The 17,281-nt window shown below is 59.9% G+C and carries 26 protein-coding genes; 17 read left to right on the top strand and 9 right to left on the bottom strand.

Annotated features, from left to right (window positions below):
• Positions 1-2 precede the first annotated feature (2 nt).
• The 5 genes from ACTRWK_RS14685 to ACTRWK_RS14665 all read right to left on the bottom strand — a co-directional run bounded on the left by ACTRWK_RS14685 (position 3) and on the right by ACTRWK_RS14665 (position 2,844).
• Positions 3-626, bottom strand: coding sequence for an SCO family protein (locus ACTRWK_RS14685; protein WP_237280039.1), 624 nt, complete (start codon positions 624-626; stop codon positions 3-5).
• An 8-nt stretch (positions 627-634) separates the two neighbouring features.
• Positions 635-1,066, bottom strand: a complete 432-nt coding sequence (locus ACTRWK_RS14680) for a copper chaperone PCu(A)C (protein ID WP_043939878.1) — start codon at positions 1,064-1,066, stop codon at positions 635-637.
• A 70-nt stretch (positions 1,067-1,136) separates the two neighbouring features.
• Positions 1,137-1,799 (bottom strand): DsbA family protein, encoded by a 663-nt coding sequence (locus ACTRWK_RS14675; RefSeq protein ID WP_462843986.1) that lies wholly within the window; start codon positions 1,797-1,799, stop codon positions 1,137-1,139.
• Positions 1,796-2,239 carry a disulfide bond formation protein B gene (locus ACTRWK_RS14670; protein ID WP_442042213.1) on the bottom strand — a complete coding sequence of 148 codons (444 nt, stop codon included), beginning with the start codon at positions 2,237-2,239 and terminating at the stop codon, positions 1,796-1,798. Before ACTRWK_RS14670 ends, ACTRWK_RS14675 begins: the two co-directional genes overlap by 4 nt.
• The gene (locus ACTRWK_RS14665; protein ID WP_462843985.1) at positions 2,236-2,844 is read right to left on the bottom strand and encodes an SCO family protein; all 609 of its coding nucleotides are present in this window, start codon (positions 2,842-2,844) and stop codon (positions 2,236-2,238) included. The genes ACTRWK_RS14670 and ACTRWK_RS14665 overlap by 4 nt, the downstream gene beginning before the upstream one ends.
• 178 nt (positions 2,845-3,022) lie before the next feature.
• On the opposite strand from ACTRWK_RS14665, the gene ACTRWK_RS14660 reads away from it, so the two are divergent.
• From ACTRWK_RS14660 to ACTRWK_RS14630, 7 genes are all read left to right on the top strand, one after another.
• Positions 3,023-3,451, top strand: a complete 429-nt coding sequence (locus ACTRWK_RS14660) for a MerR family transcriptional regulator (RefSeq protein ID WP_024099356.1) — start codon at positions 3,023-3,025, stop codon at positions 3,449-3,451.
• A complete protein-coding gene (locus ACTRWK_RS14655; protein WP_205387933.1) occupies positions 3,418-3,774 on the top strand; it encodes a YnfA family protein in 357 nt (118 codons plus the stop codon). Before ACTRWK_RS14660 ends, ACTRWK_RS14655 begins: the two co-directional genes overlap by 34 nt.
• Before the next feature lie 113 nt (positions 3,775-3,887).
• The gene (locus tag ACTRWK_RS14650; RefSeq protein WP_024099354.1) at positions 3,888-4,505 is read left to right on the top strand and encodes a cation efflux transmembrane domain-containing protein; all 618 of its coding nucleotides are present in this window, start codon (positions 3,888-3,890) and stop codon (positions 4,503-4,505) included.
• 86 nt (positions 4,506-4,591) lie between these two features.
• Complete coding sequence (locus ACTRWK_RS14645; RefSeq protein WP_462843984.1) at positions 4,592-5,362, top strand: transglutaminase-like domain-containing protein; 771 nt, start codon at positions 4,592-4,594, stop codon at positions 5,360-5,362.
• Positions 5,352-6,260 carry a cation diffusion facilitator family transporter gene (locus ACTRWK_RS14640; RefSeq protein ID WP_462843983.1) on the top strand — a complete coding sequence of 303 codons (909 nt, stop codon included), beginning with the start codon at positions 5,352-5,354 and terminating at the stop codon, positions 6,258-6,260. Before ACTRWK_RS14645 ends, ACTRWK_RS14640 begins: the two co-directional genes overlap by 11 nt.
• Positions 6,253-6,810, top strand: coding sequence for a methyltransferase family protein (locus ACTRWK_RS14635; protein ID WP_047997965.1), 558 nt, complete (start codon positions 6,253-6,255; stop codon positions 6,808-6,810). Before ACTRWK_RS14640 ends, ACTRWK_RS14635 begins: the two co-directional genes overlap by 8 nt.
• A 108-nt stretch (positions 6,811-6,918) precedes the next feature.
• The gene (locus ACTRWK_RS14630; RefSeq protein ID WP_067293148.1) at positions 6,919-7,509 is read left to right on the top strand and encodes a L,D-transpeptidase; all 591 of its coding nucleotides are present in this window, start codon (positions 6,919-6,921) and stop codon (positions 7,507-7,509) included.
• Between the two features lie 370 nt (positions 7,510-7,879).
• On the opposite strand, the gene ACTRWK_RS14625 is transcribed toward ACTRWK_RS14630, so the two are convergent.
• Entirely contained in the window at positions 7,880-8,545 is a 666-nt protein-coding gene (locus ACTRWK_RS14625) for a L,D-transpeptidase (protein ID WP_368999777.1), read from the bottom strand.
• Between the two features lie 279 nt (positions 8,546-8,824).
• Between ACTRWK_RS14625 and ACTRWK_RS14620 the strand changes: the two genes are divergently transcribed.
• Complete coding sequence (locus ACTRWK_RS14620) at positions 8,825-9,580, top strand: hypothetical protein (RefSeq protein ID WP_462843982.1); 756 nt, start codon at positions 8,825-8,827, stop codon at positions 9,578-9,580.
• 120 nt (positions 9,581-9,700) lie between these two features.
• Here ACTRWK_RS14620 and ACTRWK_RS14615 read toward each other — a convergent pair whose 3' ends face one another.
• The 3 genes from ACTRWK_RS14615 to ACTRWK_RS14605 all read right to left on the bottom strand — a co-directional run bounded on the left by ACTRWK_RS14615 (position 9,701) and on the right by ACTRWK_RS14605 (position 10,740).
• Positions 9,701-9,928, bottom strand: coding sequence for a hypothetical protein (locus ACTRWK_RS14615; protein ID WP_462843981.1), 228 nt, complete (start codon positions 9,926-9,928; stop codon positions 9,701-9,703).
• A 169-nt stretch (positions 9,929-10,097) separates the two neighbouring features.
• Positions 10,098-10,355 carry a helix-turn-helix domain-containing protein gene (locus tag ACTRWK_RS14610; protein WP_462843980.1) on the bottom strand — a complete coding sequence of 86 codons (258 nt, stop codon included), beginning with the start codon at positions 10,353-10,355 and terminating at the stop codon, positions 10,098-10,100.
• A 124-nt stretch (positions 10,356-10,479) separates the two neighbouring features.
• A complete protein-coding gene (locus ACTRWK_RS14605) occupies positions 10,480-10,740 on the bottom strand; it encodes a hypothetical protein (RefSeq protein WP_007120685.1) in 261 nt (86 codons plus the stop codon).
• A gap of 201 nt (positions 10,741-10,941) precedes the next feature.
• Here ACTRWK_RS14605 and ACTRWK_RS14600 point away from each other — a divergent pair, with 201 nt between their 5' ends.
• From ACTRWK_RS14600 to ACTRWK_RS14560, 9 genes are all read left to right on the top strand, one after another.
• Entirely contained in the window at positions 10,942-11,295 is a 354-nt protein-coding gene (locus ACTRWK_RS14600) for a hypothetical protein (RefSeq protein ID WP_462843979.1), read from the top strand.
• Between the two features lie 43 nt (positions 11,296-11,338).
• On the top strand, positions 11,339-11,953 hold the full coding sequence (locus tag ACTRWK_RS14595) for a lytic transglycosylase domain-containing protein (RefSeq protein ID WP_462844030.1): 615 nt from the start codon (positions 11,339-11,341) through the stop codon (positions 11,951-11,953).
• Entirely contained in the window at positions 11,950-12,243 is a 294-nt protein-coding gene (locus ACTRWK_RS14590; RefSeq protein ID WP_462843978.1) for a TrbC/VirB2 family protein, read from the top strand. The genes ACTRWK_RS14595 and ACTRWK_RS14590 overlap by 4 nt, the downstream gene beginning before the upstream one ends.
• Positions 12,236-12,514, top strand: a complete 279-nt coding sequence (locus ACTRWK_RS14585; protein ID WP_025042451.1) for a VirB3 family type IV secretion system protein — start codon at positions 12,236-12,238, stop codon at positions 12,512-12,514. The genes ACTRWK_RS14590 and ACTRWK_RS14585 overlap by 8 nt, the downstream gene beginning before the upstream one ends.
• On the top strand, positions 12,504-14,867 hold the full coding sequence (locus ACTRWK_RS14580; protein WP_462843977.1) for a VirB4 family type IV secretion/conjugal transfer ATPase: 2,364 nt from the start codon (positions 12,504-12,506) through the stop codon (positions 14,865-14,867). Before ACTRWK_RS14585 ends, ACTRWK_RS14580 begins: the two co-directional genes overlap by 11 nt.
• Positions 14,864-15,031, top strand: coding sequence for a hypothetical protein (locus ACTRWK_RS14575; protein WP_009815545.1), 168 nt, complete (start codon positions 14,864-14,866; stop codon positions 15,029-15,031). The genes ACTRWK_RS14580 and ACTRWK_RS14575 overlap by 4 nt, the downstream gene beginning before the upstream one ends.
• Positions 15,021-16,175, top strand: coding sequence for a lytic transglycosylase domain-containing protein (locus ACTRWK_RS14570; RefSeq protein ID WP_462843976.1), 1,155 nt, complete (start codon positions 15,021-15,023; stop codon positions 16,173-16,175). Before ACTRWK_RS14575 ends, ACTRWK_RS14570 begins: the two co-directional genes overlap by 11 nt.
• Positions 16,175-16,984: a type IV secretion system protein gene (locus ACTRWK_RS14565; protein WP_462843975.1), complete on the top strand. Its 810-nt coding sequence runs from the start codon at positions 16,175-16,177 to the stop codon at positions 16,982-16,984. Before ACTRWK_RS14570 ends, ACTRWK_RS14565 begins: the two co-directional genes overlap by 1 nt.
• Before the next feature lie 16 nt (positions 16,985-17,000).
• Positions 17,001-17,281 (top strand): VirB8/TrbF family protein (locus tag ACTRWK_RS14560; protein WP_462843974.1); only part of this gene is annotated, 281 nt, incomplete at its 3' end.

Here is a 17,281-nt window from a genome sequence, read left to right as displayed (position 1 = left end):
TTTCAAGATTCTGCCCTCTCGGTTCTGTTCTGCATCGCGCGCCTTATCTTCGGCACGGCGAATTCGCGTGGTTCGTGATAGTCGATGGTGGTGACGAAGCGACCTGTCGCATCGAACAAGAAAACACCCGCCGTGTGGTTCATCGTATATTCGCCGTTTTCCGCCTCAACCTTCTCATAGGTGACACGGAAACCATCGGCGATGGCCGCGATCTGGTCTGGCAAGCCCGTCCATCCTTGTATCTGCGGATGGAAATACGAGACATACTCGGCCATGGTCTCGACCGTGTCGCGGTCCGGATCTACGGTGATGAAAACGGTATTCAGGTCTTCGGCGTCCGGCCCAATCTCGTCGAGCCATCCGGAAATGTCCGAGAGGGTCGTCGGGCAAACGTCGGGGCAATAGGTGAATCCGAAGAAGACCAGACTCGGCTCGCCGATGAGGGTTTCCGGGCCGACATCCCGACCATCCTGATCCGTCAGGCTGAATTCCATAGCAGTCAGCGGTAGAGACCGCTTGCCCGGCGCGGAGTCAGCGCCAGGCCCATCTACCTGCCACCAGCCGACAAACAGGGCGGCAAAGACCGCCGCCGCTCCGATCGCTGCGATTTTGGCCACCCTCATCATTAGCCGGATCAGCCTTCGGGGCCGCGTGCGCCGATGCCAAGGACCGGGACGGTGATTTCAAGCTCCGTTCCATCGGAAAAGAGCAGGGTCAGCGGAAAGGTCTCCCCCTCGACGAGCGGAGATTGCAGTTGCATCAGCATCGCGTGATATCCGCCGGGTTCAAGGGCGAACATACCCCCGGGCGGGATCACGATATCGTCCGCCGGAGCCATGCTGCTGACGCCGTCAGAATTGGTTCTGGTTTCGTGGATCGAAGCCATGCCGGAGATCTCCGCGCGAAGACCGATAAGGGAGATCTGATCGCTGCCCTCGTTCCGAACGGTCAGATAGGCCCCGCCGGGCCGCGACATTCCAAGGCTCGCGCGCGCCCAGGGGCTTTCGACCACAATCGATGCGTTCTCTGACAACTGCTGCGCTGAGGATGCCATTGGCAAGCCCATCAGAAGGGCGACAGACAGGCTCTGGATTGCCTTTGCGAAGGTTTTGAACACGTTGGATCTCCTGTTCATTCTAGTTTGTTGCCGCAGCCTCGACTTCGGCTTGGACGAGCGACAAGAGCTGCTCCGCACCGAACTCTGGCAAAGGCTTACCGTTGACGAAGAACGTCGGTGTGCCTTGGATTCCGACAGCTTCGACGTCTGCCCGGTCTTGATTGAGGACGCCGACGATGCTGGGTGACATGATCTGATTTGCGGCGGCGTCTGTGTCCAAGCCCGCCGCTCCGGCGATCTCCATGATGCGCTCCCCTGCCGGAGCGCCGTGAGAGGCCCAGGCGGGCTGATTTTCAAGCAGCGCTTCCAGCACGGGAACAAAAACGTCCTGCAACCGAGCCGCTTCCAGCACCTTGATTGCCAGCTCGGACCCCTCGCCGTGGAACGGCGTGTAGCGCATGACGACGCGCACATCGTCGGGATATTGCGCCAGTATCTGCTTCACGATGGGATGGAAGGCGCGGCAGGCCTCGCAGGCTGGGTCGAAGAACTCCACGATGGTCACTGGCGCATCCTCACGCCCGAGTATGGGAGAATAGGACCGAACAAGACGATCCTGTTGTTCCAGCGGAGCGGCTGTCGCCACCGGGGTCGGATCGGGTCGCGATACGAACCAGGCACCAGCCACGAAAACGGCCAGTACCAGAGTGAGTATCGCGAGCAGAAGAGTCTTTCGGTTCATGTTGAAATCCGTCGAAGTTGAATGAGAAGGACAAGGATCGCCCCGAACGTCAGCAAGGAGAGCAGAGGGATTGGCAGGCCAAGGATCAGCATCGCGTCATCGGTGCAGGATGGCCCGGACGCCGTGCAGGGGACGATCGGCGCCGGCACGATCCCTGCGTAAAGCAGGGAATGGTAAAGGGCGACGGCACCACCCAGAACCGCGAGCGGCGCGGCATAGCGCCAGATCGAGAGGTCGGCGCGCCAAGCCGCCACCCCGAGGATGACCGCGAGCGGGAACATGAAGGCACGCTGGAACCAGCACAGATTGCAGGGGGTCTGCCCCAGAACCTCTCCGATGAAGAGCACGGCAAGCGACGCGGACAAGGCGACGAACCATGCCGCGAAGAGGAAAGCTACCGGGCTCGCGGCGCGTGGCGTTGCGTCTGGGCCAGCTGTCACGCGCCGATCCTTTCGCGAAGATCAGTAACGATCAGTCTGGGTTCCTCGTCGTATTCGTAGATGCGGACAAATTCGCCTTCCGGATCGAACAGGAGGAAGGACGACGTATGCCCCATCGCATAGCCGTCGGGCGCCGAGGCTTCCTCGATCTTCTGGTAGTAGATCTTGAAGGTCTCGGCAGTGCGTTCGATTTGGTCCGGCGGTCCGCTCAACCCAAGGATTCCCTGACCAAACTGGGGAACGTAGTTGGCCAGAGCGCTTGGCGTATCCCTTTCAGGGTCGACCGTGATGAACAGGGGCTGGACGGCGGAACCTTGGGTGCCGAGCTCGTCCATGACCTCCGCGATGGTTGCGAGCCCCATGGGACACACGTCGGGGCAGTTCGCAAATCCGAAAAAGACGAGCATCCAGCGCCCTCGGAAATCCTCGTCGGTCTGCACCATACCGGTATGGTCCGTCAGCTCAAAATCCGCAGTGAAACTCTCGGCCTCAGGATCAACACGCGCGGCGACCGGTCCCTGATTGCGTTCAGTCATCCAAAGCGTGGCTGACACCGCCGCAGCGACAACCACTGCCGACCAGAGAACTATCCGGACCTTCTTCATTGCTTGCGCTACCCACCTGTTCAGTTTGTCTGTGCGCGGGATACAAGCTACAGCAGATAGAGGTTCAAGCGAAAAGTTACTTTTTGTTGTCCGAAGTCACGCCAAAGTGAAACCTTTGTCTTTTCAATGGAGTTGTCTCTTCAGTAAGCTACAGTCTTTGTAGATTGAAGGATCGCACATGCTGGCAATTGGAACACTCTCGCGGAGAACCGGAACCAAGGTTCAGACGATCCGCTACTACGAAGAAATCGGTTTGATGAACGAGGCCGGAAGGACCGCAGGCGGCCAGCGCCGTTACTTTGAAAAGGACCTCGACCGGCTGGCTTTCATCCGGCACTCACGCCAGCTCGGATTTTCGCTCGACTCCATCCGGGAGCTGCTGGACCTCTCGGACAACCCGTCCCAATCCTGCGCGGAGGCGGATTCGATCGCGCGTCGGCAACTCCACCAAGTCGAACAGCGGATCAAGCGTCTGCAAGCGCTTAAGAAGGAATTGAAACGCATGGTCGCCGAGTGCGACGGTGACAGCGTTGCGGAGTGCAAGGTTCTGGAGGTCCTTCGAGACCATGCGGAATGTCTGACCGAGCACGACGAGATTGGGGCTTGAACGTCGCAATTGCCTATCCGCTAGCTGCTGTCGCAGAGATCAGCGGGTGTTTCGCTATCTGGGCGTGGTGGCGTCTTGGGGCATCACCGCTCTGGCTCGCACCCGGCATATTCGCGCTCGCGCTTTTCGGCTGGTTGCTGGCGCAGGTCGAAACCAGCGCAGCGGGCCGCGCTTTCGCAGCCTACGGCGGCATCTACATCGGGGCCTCCATGCTCTGGATGTGGTTCGTCGAGGGCCAGCGACCTGACAGATGGGACTTCATAGGGACGTCTATCTGTTTGATCGGTGCCGCGATTATTCTTTCGGTGCCGAGAGAGACGTAGATAAATTCTCTTGGATCTACAGTCGCTAGAGGTTCTATATATCTTTTTGATAGCGGCATCCGAAGATGGCGTTTCTGCCCCCTTTCTTAGAAATCGGAAGGTTTGCCAGTTCGATGGTCGAAAGCGAATTCAGCGGGAAGAATGAAAAAGAGCGCCAGACGCTCTGGATTGTTCTCGGTCTCAATCTCGCAATCGCTGCGGGGTTCTTCGCCACGGGAGCTATCGGCGATTCCAGCGCCCTGATCGCCAATGGTCTCGACAACACATCCGACAGCCTCGTCTATGGCATCAGCCTTCTGGCCTTGTCCCGGTCGTCGAAGTGGAAGCGGGGTGCCGCGAACGTATCCGGCGGATTGCTTCTGATCTTTGCGGTTGGCATTCTGATTGACGCTTGGCGGCGCTATGTCGGCGGTTCCGAACCGCTCGGAACTCTGATGATCGCAATGTCGCTGATCGCTGCGGTCGTCAACCTCGCCTGCATCTGGCTGCTCGGGCGACTGAAGGAACCGGACGTGAACATCCGGGCCGCCAACACCTTCAGCCTCAACGATTTCGCATCGAACGGCGGCATCCTGATCGCGGGCGGTCTCGTTTGGTGGTTGGGCAGCAACTGGCCCGACCTCGTTGTCGGGGTCGCGGTGGCTGGCATCGCGGCGTGGGGCGGCATAGGCATCCTGCGGGACGCGCATGACGAGCATCACAAGGCAGTTCACAATCACCAACCAGAATAGTCTCTCGCGCCGCGACAAGATAAAGGTTGAAGCTACAGTGACTGTAGAAACTATCATCTTCGTATAGTTGATTCTAGGAAACGCTCATGACCCCTGTTGACCCGCTGCTTTCGTCGACGCCACTCTTGGATGTCAGGCATCCTTCACTTGCCGCTCTGATCGCCGACCGGGGGTGGGGAACCTTGCCGTTGCATGATCGAATTGGTGCAATCTACGACTTCGTGCGAAACGAGATCGACTTTGGCTATAACCGCGCCGACGACATTCCTGCCTCTGAAGTACTCGACGACAGGTTTGGACAATGCAACACGAAGGGAACGCTGCTGATGGCGCTTCTACGCGCTGTCGGCGTAAGATGCCGCTTGCACGGCTTCACAATCCACAAAGCGTTGCAACGGGGCGTCGTGCCTGAACTGATCTATCCGATCGCACCCGCAGAAATCCTCCACTCATGGATCGAGGTCGAGACCGAGGCAGGATGGGTCGATCTTGAGGGCTTCATCCTCGACACACCCTTCCTGTTGGCCCTGCAGCGGTCGTTTCCCGAGACACGGTCCCTATGCGGCTACGGTGCTGGGACCGACTGCTTGAGCGCACCGCCAGTCGGATGGACGGGGGAGAGTACATATATCCAGAAGACCGGCATCGCCCGCGATTTTGGAACATTCGATAATCCTGACATGTTTTATGAGCACCATCGTCAGGCGTTTGGCCCCCTGCGCGACTGGATCTATCGGCACCTCATTCGCCATTGGATGAATGCCCGCGTCAGGGCGATCCGCGTTGGTCGTTTGCCAAGCGTTCCAGGGCTCAGCCGGCCAAACCACGGCCATGAGGAGGCTTCTCGTGCCGCATGATCATGCCCATATGGAGCCTAAAGAAGGCGACCGGCGGGTTGCCATTGCCATCTGGGCAAACGGCCTCCTGACGGTCGCGCAGATTGTCGGCGGGATACTATCCGGCAGCCTCGCGCTGATCGCGGATGCCATCCACAACTTCTCCGACATGGCGTCGCTCGTCATCGCATTCGGCGCGCGCAAGATCGCGCGCCGCCCGGCCGATGCGAAAATGACCTTCGGATATGGCAGGGTCGAGATCGTCGCCGCGCTTATCAATTATACCTCGCTGATCATCATCGGCCTTTATCTGGTCTATGAGGGCGCGATGCGGTTTGTTGATCCGCCCGAAGTCGTGGGTTGGACCGTGGTCATCCTGGGCAGTGTGGCGCTGTTCATCGATACCCTCACCGCGTGGCTGACCTATTCGATGCAGAAAGGCAGCGTGAACATCCGGGCGCTGTTCCTCCACAACCTCAGCGATGCGCTGGCGTCTGTGGCCGTGATCGTCGGTGGCGTTCTCATCCTTCTCTACGATGTCCGCTGGGTTGATCCGGCGATCACCATCGGGATTGCCGCCTATATCCTCTGGCTCGCCTTCAGCGAGATCGGTGGCCCGATCCGCACCCTGATGTTGGGAAGCCCGCCCGATATCGACACGGACAAGGTTATCGCGGCCGTGGAGGACGTGGACGGAGTCGAGGAAGTTCATCACGCACATTTCTGGCAGATGCAGGAGCATCGTGCGGCGCTCGATACCCACGTCGTAATCGCCGAGGACCGCTGGGATGACCTCGAAAACATCAAGACGGCAATCAAGAGCCGCCTCGACGAGGAATTCGGGATCGACCACTCAACGCTGGAGTTTGAACGCTCAGCGACCAAACATCGGGACGCAGACAGGTATGGTCATGGGTGACCTCAAAACCGTGGTTCTCGTGCTGGGTTGTGCGGCCAATCTGTTGCTGGTCGCGGGTATACTCTGGTCCATGTTCCAACCGGAGCGACGTGTCTGGCCGCCGATTCACTCTACAGGAGCCCACAAGATTGTCGTCTGGGGACTTACGTGCGTCGGCTTCGGATCTGCCATCGTTTTGGCTCTGCTAGAATGGGGTGAGCTCGACTTCCCATGGATCATACGTTGGGGTCTAGGGCTTTGTCTGATCGTTCTGGGCAATGCCGTTGTCTGGTCCGGTGTGATGCAACTTGGGATGGCGGCGACGAGTGGTGATGAAGGCGTTCTGCGGACCCGTGGCCTTTACCGGTTTTCCCGCAATCCTCAGTATGTGGCTGACATGGCGATCCTCATCGGGATCGGACTGCTCTCCGCCTCGATCCTCGCGTGGCCAGTGATTATCACCGGCGTTACTGCATTGGCACTCGCGCCCTTCGCTGAAGAGCGCTGGTTGATTGATCGCTACGGGGACGCTTACCGAGCCTACCTCCGCACAACCCGCAGGTTTCTCTGACAGCATAAGGACAGCTGATCTCACGGCTTTGTGAGTGGCAGCCTGTTGAAGCTCTAGTGGGTGGAGGTCCCAAAATAGTGCAAACAGATAAAATTTGAGGTTTTCATGATGAAACGAGCGAACGACATGTCAGTCACGCGCAGGGCTGCGCTCCTGGGGGCCGCCGCAAGCGGCTTGGTTCTCGGAACCGGCAGGGGAGTGGCACAGACAAACGAGGGTCTGGCGACACCGGCGGTGCGAAGCAATATTTCCGGGTTTAGGGTTGCGTCCTGGCAAGATCATTTTGACAACCTGCGGAATGGCGCGATTCTCTGCGACATTGACTCCCGCGCGGTGCAGTTCTGGTCGGAAGACGAAAACGTCTACAAGCTTTACCCCTCCAGCGTCCCTCTTACGGAGGAGTTGACGCGGCGCGGTTACACCGAAATCGTTCGCAAGGTGGATGGCCCGAGCTGGCGACCTACGCCGTCGATGAAGGAGCGCAATCCCGAATGGCCGGATTTCGTTGGCCCTGGCCCCGACAATCCCCTTGGAACACACGCCCTTTATCTGTCATGGCAGTACTACCGCGTTCACGGCACAGGTGACACGCGCAAGATCGGTCGACAATCGTCGAACGGCTGCATCGGCCTCTACAACGAACATATCGAAGAGTTGTTTGGATTAGCCGAGGTTGGTACTCAGGTTAAGTTGTTCTAAGGGCGGAAATTTTAAATATGCGAATTCATCTTGGCTTACTTCTCCCAGCAGCGTTTTTGTTGGGAGCGTGTTCCGCTTCTATTCCTGGCGGGCCCGACACTGCACAAAACAGACCACTGCCGGAGGCAGTCGTCGCTATGGCCGCAACGGGTCAGGATCTTCAGTCCGCGCGCCTTTTGCCGGAAGACGGCTGCTACTGGTATCTGCACAACGGTCCCGTGGAAGTTACCCTGGTGCCGCTCCGAACCCCTCGCGGAAATCCGATTTGTACCGCGCCGGCGGCCTAGCGGGGTTCAATAATCCGAAGTGCTCCCCGGCTAGGATAAACTCCCGTCACTTTCCCTGACCGATGGTGCTTTGGTACACGGCCTCAGCTTCCCGCAGTGACACTGTCCTCGGCCGAGTAGAGGAAAGCTGTCGAACCAATATCGACGTTGGGATAAAGCTCGTTTATGTGCGCCATGACCATTCTGACGCAGCCGGAACTTGCACGACCGCCAATGCTTCTCGGCTGTGGCGTACCGTGAATGCGGAGATAAGTGTCCCGGTCGCCGAGAAAGAGATAGAGAGCTCGCGACCCAAGCGCATTCTTAGGTCCGGGCTCCATACCGTCGGCGATATCAGCGTAGAGTTCTGGGTCGCGGTCGATCATGTTCTGCGTCGGCTGCCAATGCGGCCATCTGACTTTACGCTTGATCGTGTATGTACCTGGTTCGTACAGATCACCACGAGCAATGGCGACGCCATAGCGCATGGCAGTCCCGCCCTCCTCGATGTGATAAAGGTAGCGCGCAACCGCATCGACATGAATGTCACCCGGTGTCAGCCCGTCTTTCGCGGCCACCCGGGTCGGGAGAAACCGCGGATGTAAGCCCCAGGGGTTCGAGGTTTCCGGGTCAAAGCCGGGCGGCGTCACCTGTGCGTCCCAGGCAACCTTCTGCGATTCGGTCGGCCAGGTATTTGCCAGCACCGGGCTGGCAACCGGGGCAGAAAAGAGGGCGGCGGTGGTCATCACGAAATGTCGTCTAGTCAGCATACTATACTCTTCCAGCTTTGTCTGGCGAATGCCGTGACACGAGAAACGGCGTTTAATGTACCATAGAACCTCTACCAACTAGAGCTTCAAGGAGTTTCTTTTGACACAGATTGATTGCTCGGCTTCTACATCTTGTCGCGTGGTCGATGGCGATTATTCGAGCACTTAATGTAAAATACGACTGTAATTTACATAACCCTGATTATGCGCGTAATACACTTTGCGTTGCAATAGTATATTATTGAAGGTAAGGTGGCTCCCGACAAAGGGTCCCCTACCATGCGCTTTCAACTTAGACGACTGTCTCTATGCCTAACCGCTGTAACCGCTTTGGTAACCGGTGTGCTGCCGAGCACCACAAAAGCACAAACCTATCCAATCGACTGCGCAATCCTTCTCTGCCTGTCCGGCGGTTGGCCCGCTTCCGTGCCCTGCAGCCGTGCCCGTGCCGAGTTTATCCGTCGCATCACGCCTTGGCCTGTGGAGCCACCACTGCAGATTTGGCGCTGTCCCATGGGCGCATCTTATGAGACCGAACGGCATCCGAGCAATGTAAACCGAATCTTCGAAGCCTTTCTTCAAGGCGAGGACTATTCGCCCCGCCAATCGTTTCCAGGCGATGATGTTGCCGTCCAAGCAAGATCAAAAAATGCCGTTTGGCCCTCTTCAGAAACCGGAACGGATGCCATTCCGGCAGACTTCGTGCTTCGCCTCGTCGAGGATCGGTCGGACATCGATATCAGCGGTCCGGAGTTCAATTTTCTCCGATCCATTCGCGTCTTTGATGTACGGTATGCGCGACAGCACGAGTCCGGGCGCGATGGGGACTGTAACCGAAGCGCGACCGTGGTCCTCGGCACTTACGGGACCCAAGGCGATTTCACTTGGCAGAGGGCTTCCGTCACTGCCCTTCCTTCGGCTCACGTAGGCCTTGAACGCTGGGGCGAGCATTGCCCTGGCATTTATCACCGATCCGTCTTCGTCGATTGGCGTGACTATGAGGGTAACTACGGGTTCGAGCAGGTGAACTACTGACCTGCCGCCACGTAGATTTGTCTCGGAAGACGGCTTCTTTGACGTGTACGGCCGCACCGCGTACGCGTCGCGGTCCACATGCTGTTTGGCGTTTCGGCAAATACCGCAGGTTTGCACTCCTCAACCGCCGTCGCCACTTCGCATCCGCGTGAGTGCATCGAAGTCGATTTCGCGCTTCTCCGCGTCCTTCAAATCAGGCTGACATTGTCCAACCCGTCGCGGGCCGTTGACATCCCACATCACCGCCAACGCGCCCGTATTCCAACGATATACCCAACCGACGACACTACGCTCATCTGCCCCGATCAAATTCGCAATCGCGACGCCTTCGACCTTATCTTCGTTCACTTTTTACTGACTTCCTGCACTGTGGCGCTGCGAAATGCGGCGTGGGGTTGCAGAGCGTTCACTACGACCGTGCGCCGGACTTCGTTGATTCTGGCTAACTGGTCCTCGATGAGGAAATGATCATCAGACCGGGGAAATGGGTTCCTGTTTTCTCAACAATTCATTGGCTTCAAATCCGGTGGTCGGGCTCCGTGGCTGCTTCAACGATCGCCAGAACATCGAAGGGGTCAAAGCCGATGGCCCGGGCGAGGACGACCAGTTCGACGACGTCGACCCGGCGCTGGCCGCTTTCAATGCGCGCCACGAGGGATTGGTGGCATCTGAGCTTGGTCGCCAATTCAGCCTGGCCAAAGCCTGCCTTGATCCGGGCGTCGACCAACGCCTGGCAGAGTGCCACTTGTCCCGTGCTTCTGATTGTCTTTGCCACGCGTCACATACCTTTTGTGACGTCGCTAGCGGATGAAATCTGTTATCTAAAAAGTGGATATATGAGGGTGTTATCGGCGTCTGGTTTCCATGGGCTGCAAGTCTGATGCTCCCGAGGCTGCCCATCAATCCCCTACCAATTGCAGAAATCGGCCATAGTCCTCGCTGACTTCGCGCGCTTCCTCGAAGGCGCGCGCCCGTTCGCCGTCTAGGCAACGGAAGTAGCTCTGGATATCCTGGATGTAATCTTCGAAATCGCCACGGATGATGTCTGCATAGTCCCGCGCTGCCTGCGAATCGCTTGGCAGGAAAGGACGGGCCGGGGCGAAGCAGGATTCTGCGAAACCCGCGCCAGGGACAACCAGGAGTATCGGTACAGCCCGCAATAGGTGTTGGCCTCTCAACCTGCGGTTTCTCAAACCTGTTATCTCCTTGATCGCGGACACTGGCCGTGACTAGTGTTTGCGTAACCAAACTACAGCTAAAGCATGATATTACATCTTGCGGTTGATAATATACTATCGTAACTCTAGGCTTCAAGTGGGAATGCCTGGGGTCGCGCCATTGGAGAAAGCGTGAGCCGGGCCATGAACTGGGACATCGAAGCACCAAATGTGGTTACGGAAGCCAGGTTCCGCGAGCTCGTGGAAAGCGGCTATAGCGCAGAAATCCTGTGCCAGGAATCAGCACATAAGAAAGGCCCCAGCTATTACGGGGTCTGGATCATGCGCGTTGTCTCTGATGACGGGGTGGAAAAGCTCCTCGTCACCGCCCGCACGCGGACGACCTACAACGATATCAAGATCCGCGAGTTCAAGACGATCTCCGGCGTGGTGTCTTTCTTCATTGGCCTTGGTTTTGCGCATGTCGACCTGCCGCTTGAAGCGGGGACAAGCCGGAGCCACAAGCTCGACCCATCAAACAAGGACGCTGGCAGCTAACCTCGTCTGTCTCTGGCTGGTCGCCTCGCCAGCCTCCGCGCAAATGGTGCTGGTCATGGAGAGCGACGGCTCCCTGATCCCGTCCCGCTCCCAAAGCAGCTTTGCTCGAAACTACAATGACGGGATTGGTCAGGGTTCGGCCTCCGATGGGATCGCGATCTTCGGCGAGGTAGAGTCCGAGCAAGAGGGAGTCCAAGTCGCGGCCCTTGCCTACCCGACCCCCCTGCCCCGCGCCGATGTCCTCTCCGGGATTCAGACCACAGCCTTGCGCTATGCCGGCCATCCTGGCCTGCGTCGCGCGGGGCTTTCCGTGACGGATTGGCTGGCTCTCTATCGGGCCAATATCGAGGTTGAGAGCGCCTACCGGCAGGATGCGATTTCAAGTGCAGGTGCCATTGGCCTTGGTCAATTGATGCCAGCGACGGCGCGTGATCTGGGCGTCGACCCGCGTGATCCGCTGCAGAACCTCGACGGCTCCGCCCGCTACCTCGCGATGATGCTGGAGCGCTTCGGCGATCCGCGCCTGGCGCTTGCGGCCTACAACGCGGGGCCGGATGCCGTGCACCAACACGGTGGCGTTCCCCCTTACCGAGAAACCCAGAACCACGTGGCCCGCGTCATGGCTGTCGTGGCCCGATTGGAAGGATCAAATTCATGAAAGAGATTTCAAACCTCTTTATCGCCTCGCTCGCGCTATTCCTGCTCATTGCCGAGCCCGCCCTTGCCCAGAGCATCGATCTCTCCCCAATCCAGAGCTTGTTGCAGGGCATTGTCGATGCGCTGACCGGACCGCTCGGCGTCGTGATCGCCACACTCGCGGTCCTTGGCGTTTTCTTGAGCTGGTTCTTCAACATCATCGATCTGCGCCAGGCGCTCTGGGTCCTCGTCGGGATCGCCGGTGTTGCGGCTGCCCCCACCATCGTTGCCGCGGTCTTCGCCGGTGGCTGAGCGCGCGCCTCTCTTCCTCGGCCTCGTGCGCCCGCCCAAGCTTCTGGGCCTGCCCATCATGTATGCGATGGTCTGGCTCTTCGGTTCGGTGCTCTTGTTCGTCTGGGTCCAGCACATCGCGGTACTGGCTGTCGCGGCCCTGCTCTACCCGGTGCTTTGGAAGGCCGCAGATTGGGACCCGCGTTTCATCGACGTGATGATGACAGCCCTGCAGGAGACACCGCCCACGCGCAACAGGTCCATCCATGGCGGGGACAGCTATGCCCCGTGATGCTGCGCTCGATGCCGGCACAATGACGCCAGACTGGTATGCGCGCGAGACCCGGCTTGCGCATATGCTGCCCTATGTGAGCCTCGTCGACGACCAGACCGTGCGGACCCGGGTGAACGAACTCTTCCGGTGCATTCGCCTTGAGGGGATCAACAGCTACACGACCGACGATGCCTATCTCGACAAGGTGACGGCGCTTTTTGCCCGCATCGTCGCGCAACTCGGGCCGGAATTCAGCTATTACGTCCACAAGGTCTCCAAGGCGATCAAACCGGATCTGGACCCGATCCGTGAGGACAGCTTCGCGGGCGAGGTGGACCGGCGCTGGCGCGCGAAACTCGAGACCAGCGGGCTCCGCGACAAGACGCTGACGCTCACCGTCATTCACCGCCCACCCCCCAAAAGCCTCCTGCCGTTCCTGAGCCGCAGCGCGCCGGACCGACTGAAGGAGGAGACCCGCAAACGCCTGCAGCGCCTGGGCGAGGCCGTGAACGTCTTTCTGTCCGGCCTCACCGAGCTCAAGCCGCAGCTTCTCTCCGCCGCATCTGGGGAGTTGGTCGGGTTTCTGGGCGCGCTCAACACGGGCACCGAGCTGCCGCTCTACCCGGCCAACACCTACGGCTTTCTGTCCTTCAACGTCGCCAATACCCGCGTGACGTTTCACGGCGACCATTTCGAGCTTTCCGAGGGCGTCGTGGGCCACCGCTACGGCAAGAGCTTCACCATCGGAGAATACTCGGAAGGCACCTCCTGCACCATGTTCGACATGCTGAACCTGCCGGTCGACATGATCGTGACGCACTCCTTCACACCGATCAATTCGAACCTCATGGCGGGCCGCATCAAACGACAAAAGCGCCAGATGCAGGCCAGCCAGGACGCAGCCCTCTCGCTCCTGGAAGCCCTCGACATCGCCGCCGATGATCTCGAGGCCAAGCGCCAAAGCTTCGGCGAGCATCACATGGTCGTGACGCTCTTTTGCGACACGCTCGAAGAACTGCAAACCCTCAGCGCCGAGATCGTGAACGCCGCCGCAACCGAAGGCGTGAAGATGATTGGCGAGCGGGTCGCGGCCAAGGCGCATTACCTAAGCCAGCACCCCGGCAACCAGCCCAAGCGCGTGCGTGCCAGCGCCGTCACCAATCGCAACTTCGCGGATTTTGCGGCCTTCCACCGGACACAGCTCGGCAAACCTGCAGCACTTACCCCCTGGGGCCGGGTCGTCACCTATCTGCCCACGCCGGAGCAAAGCGCCTACCGGTTTTCCTATCACGAGCAGGGCGCGCCCGACAAAGAACCCACCAGCGGGCACACCCTGATCATGGGGCGGCCCGGGTCGGGCAAATCGGTGCTCTCGGCCTTCCTGATGACCCAGGCCCGTCGCGTGGGCGCCCGGATCTTCGTTTTCGATTACCGTCTTGGCATGGAGATGGCGGTGCGCGCCAATGGCGGGCGCTACGCGTCCCTGAACGCCGGTCAGCCCACGGGCCTCAACCCGCTCTGGACCGAGACCGATGCGCGCGGCACCGCCTGGCTCTCGGACTGGCTTGCTACGCTTCTTTACCGCGCTGACAAGCCGCTCACACCGGCGCAGACCAACCGCATCCAGGAGGTCGTGCGCCAGAATGCCCAGGCCACCAATCCGGCCCTGCGGAACTGGCGGGATTTCGCATCGCTTTTTGTGTCCACCGATGATGGCGGCGATCTGCACCAGCGCCTGCTCGAGTGGACCGAAGACGGCCGCTATGGCTGGATCTTCGGGCAGAGCCTCGAGGACACGTTCTCGCTCAAAGGCGATGTGGTGGGCTTCGATCTGACCGGCATTCTCGACAGCGAGGCCGACAAGGAACGGATGGCGGTCCTGTCCTATCTTTTCCGCCGGGTCGAGCGCGAGATCGAGGACCGCCGCCCCACCATCATCGTGATCGACGAGGCCTGGAAGGCGCTCGACAACGCATATTTCGCCGAGCGGCTGTCGAACTGGCTGGTGACAGCGCGCAAGCAGAACACGGTTGCCGTGATGATGACGCAATACGCAAGCCAGCTCGAGCGCACCCGGACCGGCAAGACCATCGTCGAGGCCGTGCCGACGCAGATCCTGCTGCCCAATATTCGCGCGCAGCCTGCGGATTATGCCATGCTGAACCTCACAGAGAAGGAGCTCGACGTCCTTCTCAACACGGGCAGCAACAGCCGCCTCGCACTGATCCGCGACGATCAGGGCTCGATCGTCGTCGATGCCGATCTGAGCGCCCTTGGGCCCAATCTCATGATCCTTGGCGGAATGGAAAAGGGAGAAGCGCTTGTCGGCGCCGATTACCGCGACCGCCCAGATTTTTGGAGGCTTTCATGATCCGTATTCTTATCGCTTTGGCTGCGCTCGGCGCGCTGGCTTCCTGCACCCAGTATCGGGAGCCGCAGGCCAATTGCTTTTCCTTTCTCGCCTCGACGGCAGCGACAGCCCAGGATTGCCACTTCGCACCGCTCGGCGCGCCGGAGGGCGACGTTGAAGTCTAGCCTGCCTCATATCGTCGCGTTTTGCCTGCTGCCCGGTCTCGCCTTGTCTCAAGGCGTGCCGACCAATGACAGTGGGCTGACCGCGCGTGACATCGTCGAGACAGGCGATCACGAGGCAGACTTGGCTGTTCAGGCCGACAAGCTTGCAGTGCGCGAACTCATCGCCGAGATCGAACGGGAGCAGCTGGAAACCCTCCGACGCATCCTCGATGCCCAGACCAGCTTCGGCGGTCAGGGCCTGCCCGCCATGGTCTCGGAGCTGGAAAGCGGCAGCGGGGATCCGGCCCGGTCAGTCGAGGCGGTCTATGGCACGGGCGAGATCGATCCCAATCCCGGCGGTGCGCAGATGTTCGGGGATACGTCTGAGACCATCGAGCGGCTCATCATCCGCGTGGCTCAGGAGACCAGCGGCTTTGCAGGAGTTGGCCGCGCAGGGCTCTCACCCGTCCAGTGGCGCGCGTTGCTGCAAGCGCTCATCTGGCAGGAAAGCCGGTTCACCATTGGGGCACGGTCTCCCGTCGGCGCCTATGGTCTCACCCAGATCATGCCGGGCACCGCCAGCGATCTCGGCATCAACCCGGAATACTATGACAGCCCCTATCTGCAGGTGCATGGCGGCGCGCGCTATCTCGCGACCCAGCTCAACACATTCGATGGCAACATCATCAACGCCCTCGCGGCCTATAACGCCGGACCTGGCCGGGTTTTCGAGTATGGCGGCGTGCCGCCCTTCCGCGAGACCCAGCACTACGTCCAGGTGATCCCCGAACGCTATAACCTCTATTTGACCCGTATCGGCGGGATCGAAGCGCTTGGCACGATCGACCCCGCGCTTCTGGCCAATGCTAACCTCTCAATCACCGGGCACGGCGCTGCCTTCTATGGCAACAACTCACCCGCCGCGATCCACCAAGCCGCCCTGCGCATCCGCGATATCGTCGAACGGATTTCCGAAACCGAGGACGTGCAGGAGAGCGTCGCGCTCAACACCTATGCCCGCGCCGAACTCGTACGCCTCGTCGCCGCCCGCATCCGGCTTCAGGCGGCGCGCACCCGCGTCCTTTCCGCCGAAGAGCTGGCTCAGGCCAGTGCGCGTATGGCCGAAGGCACGTTCATGGAATTCACGATCAGGGAGATAGACTGATGAGAGATTTGCTCGTGAGGACGGCATTGGCCACGACGCTTGGGATCGGTCTGCATCTCGGCACCCTGTCCGCTGCCGTGGCGCAAGGTGTGCCGGTCGTCGACACCCAGAATATCGCGCAAAACATCCAGCAGCTCCGGCAGATGATCGAGGACGAGATTCTGCAAAACGAGCAGCTGACGCAGCTCCGCGAACAGCTTGCCACACTCACGGATCAACTCGCGGAGCTGCAAAGAACCTATGAAGCGTTGACCCGACTTGCCGAGCTTCCCGAAATCATCCGGACGGAAATGGAAGACGAGTTGAACGGTCTGCTCGACCAAGAATTCGGCGACATCCTCGCCACGATTGAGGCGATCAAGACGGGGGATTTCTCGGGCCTCTCGGGCTCCGGCGCAGGCGAGATCGAAACCCAGATGGACCGGGTGCTGGCCGATCTCGGCTTCGATGAAGACACGCTCTCGGAAATGGCCACCAGCGGCAATCCCGGGGCCAACCGCGTGGCGACGCAGGCCACCACCGGCGCCCTTGTCTCGGCGGCGGCCCAGAACAGCTATGAGGATGCCGGCCAATCTCTCGAGCGGGTCGACCGCCTTGTCGGACTCATCGACGACATGGACGAACTCAAGGAAAGCATCGATCTCAACACGCGCGTGACCGCGGAGCTCGCCATTGCGCTGGTCGCCATGTGGCAACTCGAAGCCATCCAGACCGTGGGCGATGGCACCGGCGGCGTGATCGATGCCGCCACCATCGCCGAAGAACAGCGATTCATGGATTTCACGCTGCCCGAGCTGCGGGCCGAGTGAGTGCGGGGTGTGACGCGTGGCAAGTGAACAAGAGATCATCGAGGAAGAGCTGGTCTACGGTGCCCTGCGCCGCGAACGGCTCTGGCAACGCCTTGGTCTGACAGGTCTTGTCTTCGGCATCATCGGTTGTCTAAGCGCAGCAGCAGTCGCGATCCTCGATGTCGATCCGCCCCCCGTCGTTGTCCCCTATGATCCCGCCACCGGCTTTGCACTCCCCGAGGCCTCGGTGGGCGCTTCCTCGGTGACCGCCAACCAGGCGATCATTGAGGCGGAGGTGTTCCGCTATGTGACCGACCG

The organism is Sulfitobacter sp. G5_S2_6_S6 (genome assembly GCF_054968505.1).
The sequence above is the reverse complement of the archived record's forward strand: the minus strand, read 5'-3'. Positions and strand labels throughout refer to the sequence as shown.